Source organism: Vibrio makurazakiensis (assembly GCF_050337375.1).
In the GTDB taxonomy this organism is placed as follows: domain Bacteria; phylum Pseudomonadota; class Gammaproteobacteria; order Enterobacterales; family Vibrionaceae; genus Vibrio; species Vibrio makurazakiensis.
On the sequence record NZ_JAKJSW010000120.1, the window covers coordinates 1 to 13,453 of the forward strand.

Genomic DNA, 13,453 nt, shown 5'->3' on the forward strand with positions numbered 1-13,453 from the left:
GGCCAGTCAGAAACGTCAATGCAAGCTGGACAACAGAAGGGGCTAGAAGCAATGCAAGCCTTGGAGCGTATTACGGAAAAAGCGGATGAGGCGAACCATCAAACTGAAGTGATATTCTCTTCAATTCGTGAACTTGCAACGACCAGTCAGTCTATGGCCGATAGCATGATCCAAATATCGACGTCGATGAAAGAGTTGGAAGACAACAATGAGATGATAAGAGAAACAAGCCAAGTGGTCGACCAACGTTCAACTAAGCTAAATAGTGACTGCCAACGCTTTACGCTTTAACAGGTCAAGGCGTACCAAATAAACAAAGAGCACCCTCAGTAGGTGCTCTTTGTGGTTTTACTGTTTGTTCTCAATCAGGAAACTAGAACATGGCGAATAGAGTTAAGTTACCTACACCGTAAAGATCATTCGTATCTTCTTCAAAATCAGCAGTTTTCGCGGCAGCGGTAAAAGATGCACCAAAATTATTGATATACCAAACAGCACCTATCGTGGCAGTAGCTTGAGTATTATTGACTGTTACTGGGTAAACTTCTTCTGGTAAAGGCCCATCAATGGTTACATCGTTAAAGCGGTAACGGCCTTCAATGCCAGCAAAGATATGTGCGCCGGTTGAACCTTGCATAATAAACCCGGGGTTGAAGGAGTTTTCTATCGTCATACGAGATGCCCCAACACTGGCATCCAATCCTGTTCCCCAGCGCCACATCATTCCAGTTGCCACCTCTGTGCGGTAGTTACCAATCATGACGCGAGAGACGTTTTTAAGTTCATGCTCTAAGCCGCCGAACGAGCGTAAACGTAATAGCGCATTGTGGGTTTCGAAATCGAAGTTGTATAAGATTTTATCTTGAACTTGATAGTCCCAGCCTAAAGGCTCCGTTGATTTAGTAATACTGTGTACGAAGTTTTGAGCTGAGTCGGCTAAAGAGCCGGGGCCTGTCGAACCGAAAAATAACCCGTACTTATCGACTCTATGCCCAGAGATGTTAGCAAAGTCGAATTGACCATATAGCACGCCCGCATAAGGCCTTGCATTTTCTTCTGGTACTGCTGATTCAATATTTTCAGGGGTATAAATGGTTTGCCCTAATGTAAAGCCCCACTTATGACTGGCGCCCCCTTGAAACGTACCAAATGAGCTTGAAATAGGAGCCATAAAAGCTGGTGGCGCAATTTCATCTGAATAATACGAGAGAAAAAGACCGTTAGTGTAATCTTGGTCGACCCCAAATAGGCCGTCGTTATCAAGAGAAAACGTCACAGTCCCTGAATTCGCTTGAGCAGCGAAAAGAGATGAGATAGCGAGTAGTGCGATTTTTTTAATAGTCATTTTATGGTCATAGATACAACGAGTATGCGTTCTGCTTCTATCGTACCTGAGATATAAAAAAAGCCCACTCATAAGAGTGGGCTTTTGTTCAAAGTTTTTAATCTTAAAAGTTAAAGATTATAGAGACTCTGTAAATGTACGTGCGATTACGTCAGCTTGTTGCTCTGTAGTTAGAGAGTTAAAGCGAACAGCGTAGCCCGATACACGGATAGTTAGCTGAGGGTATTTCTCTGGGTGCTTAACTGCGTCTTCTAGAGTGTCACGGTTAAGAACGTTCACGTTAAGGTGTTGACCACCTTCAATGCCAGCTTCGTGGTGGAAGTAACCATCCATCAGGCCTGCAAGGTTAGAACGTTGGCTATCTTCTTCTTTACCTAGTGCGTTTGGCACGATAGAGAATGTATAAGAAATACCATCTTGAGCATCAGCAAACGGTAGTTTACCTACAGACGTTAGTGACGCTACCGCACCTTTCTCATCGCGACCGTGCATTGGGTTAGCACCAGGAGCGAAAGGAGCACCAGCACGACGACCGTCTGGAGTGTTACCTGTTTTCTTACCGTATACAACGTTAGACGTGATAGTAAGAACTGACTGTGTAGGGATAGAGTCACGGTAAGTCTTAAGCTTACGGATCTTGTTCATGAATGTAGAAACAAGTTCACAAGCAATATCATCTACACGAGAGTCGTTGTTACCGTATTTAGGGTAATCGCCTTCGATTTCAAAATCAGTTGCAATGCCGTCTTCGTCACGAACTGGTTTAACAGTTGCGTACTTGATTGCAGATAGAGAGTCAGCTGCAACAGAAAGACCAGCGATGCCACATGCCATAGTACGACGAACGTCACGGTCATGAAGAGCCATTAGAGACGCTTCGTAGCTGTACTTATCGTGCATGAAGTGGATGCTGTTTAGCGCAGTCACGTATTGCTTAGCTAGCCAATCCATGAATGTGTCTAGGCGACCCATCACGTCATCGTAGTTAAGAACTTCGTCTGTGATCTTATCGCCAACTGGGCCAACTTGCATCTTAAGCTTTTCATCAACGCCGCCGTTGATTGCGTAAAGCATTGTTTTTGCAAGGTTAGCACGAGCACCAAAGAACTGCATTTGCTTACCAACGATCATTGGAGATACACAACAAGCGATTGCGTAGTCATCAGAACCAAGGTCAGGACGCATTAGGTCATCATTTTCGTACTGGATAGAAGACGTATCGATAGATACCTTCGCACAGAAACGTTTGAAGCCGTTAGGCAGTTGCTCAGACCAAAGAACAGTGATGTTTGGCTCTGGAGATGGACCCATAGTGTATAGAGAGTTAAGGAAACGGAAGTTCGAACGCGTTACTAGCGTACGACCGTCAATACCCATACCACCCATAGATTCCGTTGCCCAGATTGGGTCACCAGAGAATAGCTCATCGTATTCTGGAGTACGTAGGAAACGAACCATACGTAGCTTCATTACGAAGTGGTCGATCATCTCTTGAGCGTCAACTTCGGTAATTTTACCAGCAGCAATATCACGCTCGATGAAGATATCTAGGAAAGTCGAAGTACGACCTAGAGACATTGCAGCACCGTTTTGAGACTTAACAGCCGCTAGGTAAGCGAAGTAAGTCCACTGGATAGCTTCTTGAGCAGTTTGAGCTGGCTCAGAGATATCGTAACCGTATTTAGCTGCCATTTGCTTGATTTGACCTAGAGCACGATGTTGCTCTGAAATCTCTTCACGCAGTTGCATTGTTGCAGAAAGATCTTCGCCGTTTTCGAAACGTTCTTGAAGAGAAGCAAATTGAGCTTGCTTGTCTTTCATTAGGAAGTCGATACCGTATAGAGCAACACGACGGTAGTCACCGATAATACGACCACGGCCGTATGCATCAGGAAGACCAGTCAGAACACCAGACTTACGACATTTTAGAATGTCAGGTGTGTAGATATCGAAAACACCAGCGTTATGCGTTTTACGGTATTCTGAATAGATTTTTGAAACCATTGGGTCAAGAGTTTCACCGTATGCTTTACAAGAACCTTCAACCATACGCACACCACCGTTAGGGATGATTGCACGCTTAAGTGGTTTTTCAGTTTGTAGACCAACGATTGTTTCAAGGTCTTTTTCGATGTAGCCCGCATCATGAGAAGTGATGGTAGAGATAACAGAAGTATCGAAATCTACAGGTGCTTTAGTTGCGTTTTCCTGTTTGATACCTTCCATTACCGAAGCCCAAAGCTTGTTAGTTGCTTCAGTACCTTCAGAAACTAGGAAAGATTCGTCGCCTTCATACGGCGCGTAGTTCTTTTGGATGAAATCACGAACGTTTACTTCGCTTTGCCACTCACCTGCAGCAAAACCTTCCCAAGCTTTAGCAAATTGCTCTGCCATGACATACCTACCTTTTTAGTAGAAAAAATACGTACTTTAACACTGTTGAGCCAGCGCCCCTGAAAGGGTAGTACACTCTTATTAATAACAATATGTATTACCACATAGGTTCATATGATTATATATTTTGTCATTACTTTTTAAATGGTGTCTCACTTCGATGTATTCTAGATTACGCTAAAATTTTTTGTAAACCTTAAACTAAATCAATAAATGATAAAAAAAGTTGAGAATCTTTTAAAAAAATTGGGTGATGGAGTACATCACCCAAACTATATTTGAATTTTACTACTTTATAGGTAGTAATTTCTATTAAAAAGTCAGGTTATAACCAAGACTTAAGACCATATTGACTTTCAAGCATACCAACAGCAAGCATAGCAACTAAACAAACTACGAATACGCCAACTGGAATGACAATCTTGTCGATGAAAGATAAGCGTGAAGCTCGGCTCTTATCACCTATCAGACCGTTGTTGTCTAAGAACATAGTCAGTGCCCAAGCAAGTACAGGGTTCGCTACTAAAGAAGCGAAGATACAAATACCAGCTGCCTGTGAATCTTTCGTGTCCTTAACCATCTGCATACCCGCTTCAAGTAAAGGAAGGAATACACCAACTAGTAACGCAACGCGCATTACTGGTGGCCAAACTGCGACATCCATAGGGAAGCCAAGAATGGCAACAATAATACAAAGTGAGCCAAGTAAAATGGCACCTGCTGGAATAGGACGTTTTGCGATAGCAGCTGGGATCATGTAAGTCCCCCAAGATGATGTGATGTTACCACCACCTACTGCAGTACCGACCATCTGACGGAATGAACACATAGTCATAGTGTCATCTACATCCATCAATACTTTTTCCGAACGTTTCGGGTAGTTCAGTTCTTGGAAAATACGGTGACCAAGGAAATCAGGAGACCACATAGCAACAGCTAGGATTGCAAATGGTAGTGATGCAATAAAGTGCTCAAGATTAGGAAGACCAAGCATCCAACCTTCCGTTGTAGAGCCCCACCAGTAAACAGGGTTTAAGTTCGGAAGTCCCATTTCAGTTTCAAACGTCAAGTTGAAACCAGCACCTAGTGCTAGAGCAACAATCAAACCAGTGAAAGCACAAACAGGGATCGCTAACCAACGCTTGTTGAATTTAGCTAATAGAGCGTAAATAACAATGTTGATACCAAGCACGACTAAACCAATGTAACCAAGGCTACCTGCTTCAGCGCCCGCCGGTTGTAAGCTTGTTGCCCAGGCTTGGATTGAACCAATTTGGCTCATGGCTCCAGTAAAGCCTAGGAAAATAAGCAAGCCACCTGCTGTACCTTCTGAGGTGAGGTTAACTAACTTAGAGCCACCTTTAAAGTAGCTCAGTAACAAGCCGAAAACACCAAGTAGAATCGCCAATGCAAGAGGGTGAGCACCAGCTAGAGCGATGGTACCGATAAGAGGAATCATTGGGCCGTGGTTACCGGCAAGGTTTGCTTTAGGGTTAAAGAAGCCAGAAGCAAGGATGCAGAATAGTAGTGCAGGGATAAGCATTTCTACACGAGCTACTTCAATAGCAAACTCTTTACCAAGGTTTACGTGGTCCCAAGCTTGAGTTAAGCCATCAGCCCAAGACATCATTACCGCAGAGTACATTGCAATAATGCCAATAGTACCGGCAAGTGCAGGAACGAGATCTTCAAGTTCAAAGCGGAAATCACGACCTGGAAGGTTTAGGCCAAAACGACGAGGCTTCATGATTTGAAGTTCGTGATCAAGATAATCTGAGCGGCTCTCAAATTCAGAAGCAGGGCGGTGAAGCTCTTTATAGCTTTTCTCTTCTACTTCAGAGTGTGTATTGTTGACAACGTCTGACATAGATTCCTCATATTATTTGTTGTAATTCTAAAATTGAATTCTATAAATCCGCATCCTGCGGTAATTCCTTTATCTAGCTTGTTGTATGAGCACTGTTGCGATGCTTTAGGCAGTCATACTCGCCAAACTTAAAGAATATCTGGCATTTATAACTGCCTTATATTTGACTTGGAGTCTAACAAGCCTACCCTTTAGGGTGATTGATCTTGATCACTTTATGAGTGTATGTGAAAGAAAGCTACAATATCTTGTTAAAACTAATGGTGAAAATGAATAATTGTGTAATCTGCTTTCAATTTAATCATAAATTTAGAAGCTTTGTGCTCTTAACCTAGGTGTTGAGGAACTTGAGTGCTTAGCGTTTATAGAGAGCCACCCAAGGTATGGCTATATTTCGGTGTTCACCACTTGATCCTTATAAATAGAGATTATTGAGATATTGTTTTCATATCTATCTTAAGCATAAGTAAAGGGTGCATATTTGAGATAATGTAAAATATTAAGTAAATGTTAAATCCCGCTCACATTTCATAAAGTYCACATATTGCGCCTGTTTATAAATTCTATTCAGTTAAATGAGAGGAAAACGCTGTCTATTGCATAATCAATCAGAGTGAATTGCTATTTATTCTCTATTCTCAAGGTTAATAATTTGTTGCATGTTGATTGTCGTGGTGCTAATTTGTATCGCATGAAAAGGTCGGAGTACCTTGCAGTCATACAAACTTGGGAGAAAAAGCGCATGAAAGATGTACCAGCGCTCGATATAAAAGATTTGCATAAGACGTTTGGTCAAAATGAAGTGTTAAAAGGGATTTCACTTTCTGCGCACAAAGGGGATGTGGTATCTATCATTGGCTCTTCTGGCTCTGGTAAAAGTACTTTCCTTAGATGTATCAATCTTTTAGAAACTCCAACTGCCGGCGAAATTTGGGTTAATGGTGAATTAATTCAAATGAAAAATAACCGCCAAGGTGTTTCTGTTCCCGCCAATGAAAAACAAGTTCAACGCATTCGTTCGCGCTTAGCTATGGTGTTCCAGGGTTTTAACCTGTGGTCACACATGACGGTATTGGAAAACGTTATTGAAGCGCCAATCCATGTTTTAGGCGTGCCAAAAGCACAAGCTATCGAAAATGCTGAATTGCTTCTTAAAAAAGTCGGCTTATATGAGCGTAAAGACTATTACCCAGGTCACCTATCTGGCGGTCAACAGCAGCGTGCTGCTATTGCCCGCGCGTTAGCCGTTGATCCAGAAGTAATGCTATTCGATGAGCCTACCTCAGCACTTGACCCAGAGTTAGTTGGGGAAGTACTAGGTGTAATGCGCGATTTGGCAGAAGAAGGCCGAACGATGCTAGTAGTAACTCATGAAATGTCATTCGCGAGAGATGTTTCAAACCATGTGATGTTCTTGCATCAAGGTTTAGTGGAAGAGCAGGGCGATCCTGCAAAACTCTTTACTAACCCTGAGTCAGAGCGACTTCAACAATTTGTCTCTTCGATTTACTAATATTTTGCGATACCTAAATGCTAGTGGGAATTTAATTAACACTGGTGTTTAGAAATACATAGAAACACAACATTATTAAATAACTAAAAACTCGATCACGGGAGTATGGATATGAAAAAGTGGTTATTAGTGGCAGCGCTTGCTGCAACAGCTGCAACTGGCGTTGCTCAAGCAAAGGATTGGAAAACAGTTCGCTTTGGTATTGAAGGTGCTTACCCTCCATTTAGCTGGACAGAAGCTGATGGTTCTCTACAAGGTTTCGATGTAGATATGGCTAACGCTCTTTGTACTGAAATGCAGGTAAAGTGTAAGATCGTTGCTCAAGATTGGGACGGTATTATTCCTTCTCTACTTGCTCGTAAATACGATGCAATCATTGCTGCTATGTCTATCACTGAAGAGCGTAAGAAGAAAATCGACTTCACTGGTAAATACGCACTTATTCCAAACAAATTTATTGCGAAAAAAGGCGCGGGTCTGAACTTTGATGACCTTAGCGGTCAAAAAATTGCGGTACAACGTGCAACTACTCACGATAAGTACCTAACAGATAACTACGGTGACAAAGTAGATATCGTTCGTTACGGTTCTTTCGACGAAGCTTACCTAGATCTTGCAAACGGTCGTGTTGCAGCAGTTCTTGGTKATGCATCAGCTCTAGAAGAAGGTGTTCTAAACAAAGCTGGTGGTGAAGCATACGAATTCGTAGGCCCATCACTAACAGATCCTAAATGGTTCGGTGAAGGCTTTGGTATCGCATTACGTAAGCAAGATAAAGATCTTACTAAAAAGCTAGATGCGGCAATCCTTTCACTACGTGAGAAAGGTATCTACCAAGATATCGCGGCTAAATACTTCAACTACGATGTATACGGTCAATAATATCTAGTATTAGATATCAGGGAGAGGTCAAAAGCCTCTCTCTAATCCTATCTCTACCAACTTTTTCGCTGTTCTGTTGGAATTCATTATGTTTGATTTACAAGGGTATGAAGCTTCTATAATTAAGGGAGCTGTGCTTACTATCGAAGTTGCACTTCTATCGCTAATTTTAGCCATGGTTCTTGGCATGCTAGGTGCACTGGCAAAGCTAGCGCCTTATCGTTGGGCTCGAGCAATAGCAACACTTTACACGACGGTTATTCGAGGTATTCCAGACCTTGTATTAATGATGTTGATTTTCTTTGGCGGCCAAATTCTTCTTAATAACAGTTTATATTCCGTCAATGAATGGTTGAATGAGTGGTTCACTTCTAGTGACCCTAACCACGAGTGGACGTCATACCTTCCTGACTATATTGATGTCAGCCCATTTGTTGCAGGTGTGCTAACCATCGGCTTTATATTCGGCGCTTATATGGCTGAAACTTTCCGCGGTGCCATCATGGCCGTAGACAGTGGCGAAATGGAAGCAGCTAAAGCGTATGGAATGAACCCTATTTTGGCATTCCGCCGTATTCTTCTACCACAGATGATTCGTCATGCTTTACCGGGTTTTGGTAATAACTGGTTGGTACTACTGAAAACGACGGCTTTGGTTTCAATTATCGGTCTTGAAGATATGGTTCGAGTAAGCTCATTAGCAGCAGGCTCAACAAAAATGCCGTTTACTTTTTATATGACGGTCGCAATTATCTTCTTGCTATTCACTAGCATTTCAACTGGCGCATTGAAGCTGGTTGAACGTAAATTCAGCATTCACGCGAGGTAGGTATGGATTTTTCATTGATTATTGAAAGTCTCCCTATCTATTTAGATGGGTTGTGGACAACAACTTGGTTAGTTGCTTTAGCGTTGATTATCGGTTTGACCGTTGCAATACCAATGGCTGTTGCACGTAATAGTAAAAACTATTTGATAAGTGGCTTTGCTTGGTCATTCATTTACTTTTTCCGTGGAACACCACTGCTAATTCAGCTTTACCTTATCTACTACGGCATGGACCAGTTCTTCCCAGTAAAAGATACGCTATGGGAAAACGCATGGTTTTGTGCATTAGTTGCTTTTGTATTGAACACGGCAGCGTATACCGCGGAAATTATTCGTGGTGCGATTAATGGTTTACCACAAGGTGAAGTTGAGGCAGCAAAAGCTTATGGTATGAGCCAAGCGAAAGCATATCGTCGAATCATTCTACCTAGTGCATTAAGACGCGCACTACCAGCGTACAGTAATGAAGTTATCTTCATGTTACATGGCTCTGCAGTTGCAGGTATTGTAACCATCATGGACCTAACGGGTGCAGCTCGTTTAGTTAACTCGCGTTATTATGCGCCGTTTGAATCATTTTTGACTGCTGGTTTGTTCTATATGGGGCTAACGTTCATCATCATTGCGGTATTCAAATACGCAGAGAAACGTTTCTTGGGTTACCTAAGGCCATTAAGCTAAGGTTTCGATACTCAGAAAATTAAAAAGGCTTCCATTAGGGAAGCCTTTTTTATGTCAGGAATACGGAGTCTTGGGTAGTTAAGAGAACGTTGACCAGATTGGAGCATGGTCAGACGGCTTTTCAATACCGCGAAGTTCGTAATCTACATCTGATTCAATACACTTTTTAGCCAGTGAAGGAGTTGCTAAAATAACGTCGATACGTAAACCACGGTTATCAGGGAAACCCTTTGAGCGATAGTCGAACCATGAGAATCGGTCATTTACTTCAGGATGCAATTGACGGAACGTATCCACAAAACCCCAGTCCATTAATGTCTTCAACCACTCGCGTTCTATAGGTTGGAATGAACATTTACCCGTTTTTAACCAACGCTTGCGGTTTGGCTCACCGATGCCGATGTCTAGTTCCGTTGGGCTAATGTTAATGTCGCCCATCACAATAACTTTCTCTTCATTGTTATGAGCATCGTTCAGATAAGTCATTAGGTCTTTATAGAATTGCTCTTTATATGGAAACTTCGTTTCATGGCTGATGTTGTCACCTTGAGGGAAGTAGCCATTTAATACCGTTACCTTTTCACCGTCGCTATCTTCAAAAGTCGCCATGATCATACGCTTTTGATGTTCTTCATTGTCGGTTGGGAAACCTTTCTGAACAGATATTGGCTCTTGCTTACATAACATAGCAACGCCGTAATGGGCTTTTTGACCATGGAAGTAAACCTTATAGCCCATAGCTTCAACATCTTCGATTGGAAAAGCTTCGTCATGAACTTTGATTTCTTGAAGGCCGATAACATCTGGTTGATGTTTATCAATAATAGCTTGCAGCTGATGAAGACGAGCTCTAAGGCCGTTGATATTAAAGCTAATAACTTTCATATGTTTTTATACCTCTTATAAACCTTTACGATTGCTTGTTGCTAAAGGGGCTGTCGATTTGGTGATTATCATGGTTAACTGTATTTAACCATGCTTAATGAGGTTTGTCGCCACTTTGCTGCCACTTGAATCGCCATGGTATAGGGCGTATTGAGTGACCGGATTAAAGGCCATTATGTCACTTAAATGGTTCGGGGAGAGTGAGCATAAATCATTGTTTACTCGATTTTTTGATGCCCTAAAATATTACCGCTGTTCATCAYAAAATGGCTGGCGAAAGTATGGCCCGCTTGACCCTTTGGTAAATCGGGTGTGGCTTTAATTAGCCACTTATGTTACGCACCATAACCATAACCATAACCATAACCATAACCATAACCAAAAAGCTTGTTATTCGTTGGCTTCTTTTCATTTCAACCACTTCATTACAATGTACCTCAGTGGCCAAACACCTGCCTGTATCAAAAAGGCAAAACCAGAATAACGTCACTGTGGGGAATAGTGACGAAGAGCCTCGAAATACAAAGATCGAATGACAAAATCCGGACGTTTCTATGAGGCAATTGAGCTACTTTTTTCGCCAAGTTTATCCAGTGAACGAAAAAGCTAAACTAGGTCTTAAGCCTTACGATACAAGAGATTTATTGATTGACTGAAACCAGAGTAAATGCAGTTAATCAGGATAGATGAAATTTCAAAAATTGAAATTATGGTCTTAAAGGATTGTGGTTGTGAACGTAATTGGTTGAATCTAAATGTTGGTGATGTTTTAGAAGGATCTCTTATGATTCTTAACAATCTGCTTGGGTGAGCTAGCAGACGTATTAAAATGTGAGCGACCAAATAATAAATTTAGACACTTTAGAGTAAGCAGAAAGGCAACCACAGCCATGTTAAGAACTAAGGTCGCCCTATGTTATAGGTGTTGGTCTTATAGTAAGAATTAACCGAACAAAGTTTTCGATTTCGGTATTATTCGAAGAACACTGGCTATGATCAAGCAAACTAAAAAACTGATCGTAGATACAATTAGAATTTGAAAGACTACAGGTATACTACTACTAGGAGAAATGAGATTAATATTCACTATATCCAATATAACAACATGCATGAAATATACAGGGAAAGTTATATCAGATACCCATTGTACTATTTTTGGTGATTCATGCTCTTTCTTTATGTTGATAAGGACAATAAATGCAGAAACTGAAGCAAAAAATACCGTTGGGCTAAAGTATTCATAAACGGTTTGTATAGGTAAATTTGACTGCGCAGATAATATCCAAGTAAATATGAAAGTGGCAGCAACAGAGAATAAGTAGACGTATTTTGCGATAGTTAAGTGCTTTGTGCTTATATGATGGATGTTGTTAGCATAGTTTGCAATCAGACCTCCAATCAAAAAGTATCCACCCCACCCCGAATAATTAGTGCCAATTGGAGAAGAAATGAATGGAATACTTATAAATACCGGTATACAGTTTACGATGAACCAAAATAGGAAAAAGTAAATTTGGTAGTCCTTTCTATGAACAAGTAGATCATAAATAACCTGCAATATTGGTATTAGCAAATAAACACCAATTAATGTGTAAATAAAAGTTAAATGGTACATTGCTGGCTTATATAGCATGCTTGTTATATCGACTGAACTACCAGTATGATATGAGAGGAACAACATATAAAATAGGCTCCAAACGCACAACGGGATAGCAAGTCGACTAACACGCTTTAATAATCTATTTATAGATACTTCTCTAGAGCCACTTTTAAGCAAGAGAGCTCCAGAAAGCATGACGAAAAGAGGGACTGAACAGCGAACGAAGGAGTTCATAAAATGTGCAGATAGCCAGTCTAAAGTATCTATTTGTCCATATTGATAAAAAAAAGGGCCACTCGTATGAATCAGGATGACACCAAATGTAGCACAAATTCTACAGACATCAGCGCCATAATGTCGGTTTAATTTATTGTTATTCATGTTTTATTGCCACTAAGCATTTTTTAATGTTGTATATTTCAACATAATTGTTTTCATATGTAACCAAGAATTAGATTAGAAATAAATATCTGTGAGGTTACCCTGTGGGCATTCTACTTCCAGAAGAAGCCTATTGCATTGTCTCAATGGAATATTTTTGCTTATGAGTGATTGGTTAAGTCATTGCTTTTAAATGGTGTAGTACCCTAGCTAATATTAAAGCTAAAAACGTTGATGAAGCTCCTTAATTGGAAAGTAATAGTGCAGCGATAAATATTAGCATTTTATAGCGTCATGACATAGTAGAGGCCAGAGGAAAAGGAGCCACTTAACTGCGTTGTTAACATTTTTGTAAACTTTAGATTGATATCTAAAATGGGTGTGATGTAATTGACTGCTTAAGCTATTCATAAGGTTATGAAAGTTATTTGGCTTACTATAAGGACGTAACAACGATGCAATCTCTTTCAGTACAGTGGAAAATCACACTGCTAGCAGGCTGTTGCTTGCTAATTACCTCTTTATCGCTCATTGGTTTTTCAATCTACAACGCGACTTCTAACCAGAAAGTTATCAAAGCGCAAAGCTCTGAATCGGTTATTGATAAGTCGCAGCAGCTACTTGCCTCTGTTTCACAACTCAATTCTAAAGAAGTTCAGCAATACGTAGATGAAGCTATTTATCGTGCAGAGATGCTGGCATCGACAGCTTTATTCTTAAAGAGTAACGCAGAAGAGAATTTTACTGCCAGTGAAGAGCTACGAACTGCTCTTGATGAAATGGTGCGTCAGTCTGTTATTGGTTTTGATTCTATTCAGGGAGCCTACTTAGTCTTCAAACCTAACTTACTTGACGGTGAAGATGATAACTACGTTGATGCTGACTATGTAGGTTCGAATGAAATCGGACGTTTTGCCCCTTACTGGAAACTTTCAGATGATGGTCAGAATGTYCTCGCGAATGTTATTTCAGAATCAACGTTTAACGAGAGTTCGAATAGCGAGCGTTTTTTCTGTCCGTTATCAAGTGGCGAAACCTGTATTAGTACACCAAAGCTGATCGAAAGTGGTCAAGGGC

10 protein-coding genes and 1 pseudogene are annotated in these 13,453 nt (G+C 41.0%); 6 read left to right on the plus strand and 5 right to left on the minus strand.

The genetic code is table 11. The annotated features are described in order from the left end of the window. A pseudogene (locus tag L4C33_RS13810) lies at positions 1-291 on the plus strand (methyl-accepting chemotaxis protein); the annotation flags it as partial. A gap of 82 nt (positions 292-373) precedes the next feature. On the opposite strand, the gene L4C33_RS13815 reads toward L4C33_RS13810, so the two are convergent. The 3 genes from L4C33_RS13815 to L4C33_RS13825 all read right to left on the minus strand — a co-directional run bounded on the left by L4C33_RS13815 (position 374) and on the right by L4C33_RS13825 (position 5,606). Then, the gene (locus tag L4C33_RS13815; protein WP_428813010.1) at positions 374-1,345 is read right to left on the minus strand and encodes a lipid A deacylase LpxR family protein; all 972 of its coding nucleotides are present in this window, start codon (positions 1,343-1,345) and stop codon (positions 374-376) included. A gap of 117 nt (positions 1,346-1,462) precedes the next feature. Beyond that, the gene (pflB, locus tag L4C33_RS13820) at positions 1,463-3,739 is read right to left on the minus strand and encodes a formate C-acetyltransferase (protein WP_428813011.1); all 2,277 of its coding nucleotides are present in this window, start codon (positions 3,737-3,739) and stop codon (positions 1,463-1,465) included. A gap of 325 nt (positions 3,740-4,064) precedes the next feature. After that, positions 4,065-5,606, minus strand: a complete 1,542-nt coding sequence (locus tag L4C33_RS13825) for a DUF3360 family protein (RefSeq protein ID WP_428813012.1) — start codon at positions 5,604-5,606, stop codon at positions 4,065-4,067. Between the two features lie 742 nt (positions 5,607-6,348). Between L4C33_RS13825 and L4C33_RS13830 the strand changes: the two genes are divergently transcribed. From L4C33_RS13830 to L4C33_RS13845, 4 genes are all read left to right on the plus strand, one after another. Beyond that, entirely contained in the window at positions 6,349-7,119 is a 771-nt protein-coding gene (locus tag L4C33_RS13830; protein WP_428813013.1) for an ABC transporter ATP-binding protein, read from the plus strand. 111 nt (positions 7,120-7,230) lie between these two features. Next, positions 7,231-8,001, plus strand: a complete 771-nt coding sequence (locus L4C33_RS13835) for an ABC transporter substrate-binding protein (RefSeq protein ID WP_428813014.1) — start codon at positions 7,231-7,233, stop codon at positions 7,999-8,001. Between the two features lie 88 nt (positions 8,002-8,089). Next, positions 8,090-8,830, plus strand: a complete 741-nt coding sequence (locus tag L4C33_RS13840; RefSeq protein ID WP_428813015.1) for an ABC transporter permease — start codon at positions 8,090-8,092, stop codon at positions 8,828-8,830. Positions 8,831-8,832: 2 nt separating this feature from the next. Beyond that, on the plus strand, positions 8,833-9,510 hold the full coding sequence (locus L4C33_RS13845) for an ABC transporter permease (RefSeq protein ID WP_428813016.1): 678 nt from the start codon (positions 8,833-8,835) through the stop codon (positions 9,508-9,510). 78 nt (positions 9,511-9,588) lie between these two features. Here the strand turns inward: L4C33_RS13845 and xthA are convergent, their stop codons facing one another. Then, the gene (gene xthA / locus L4C33_RS13850; protein WP_428813017.1) at positions 9,589-10,395 is read right to left on the minus strand and encodes an exodeoxyribonuclease III; all 807 of its coding nucleotides are present in this window, start codon (positions 10,393-10,395) and stop codon (positions 9,589-9,591) included. 943 nt (positions 10,396-11,338) lie between these two features. Continuing rightward, positions 11,339-12,376 carry an acyltransferase gene (locus L4C33_RS13855; protein WP_428813018.1) on the minus strand — a complete coding sequence of 346 codons (1,038 nt, stop codon included), beginning with the start codon at positions 12,374-12,376 and terminating at the stop codon, positions 11,339-11,341. A 455-nt stretch (positions 12,377-12,831) separates the two neighbouring features. On the opposite strand from L4C33_RS13855, the gene L4C33_RS13860 reads away from it, so the two are divergent. Beyond that, positions 12,832-13,453: PDC sensor domain-containing protein (locus L4C33_RS13860; RefSeq protein ID WP_489686437.1), on the plus strand; the 622-nt coding region annotated here is incomplete at its 3' end.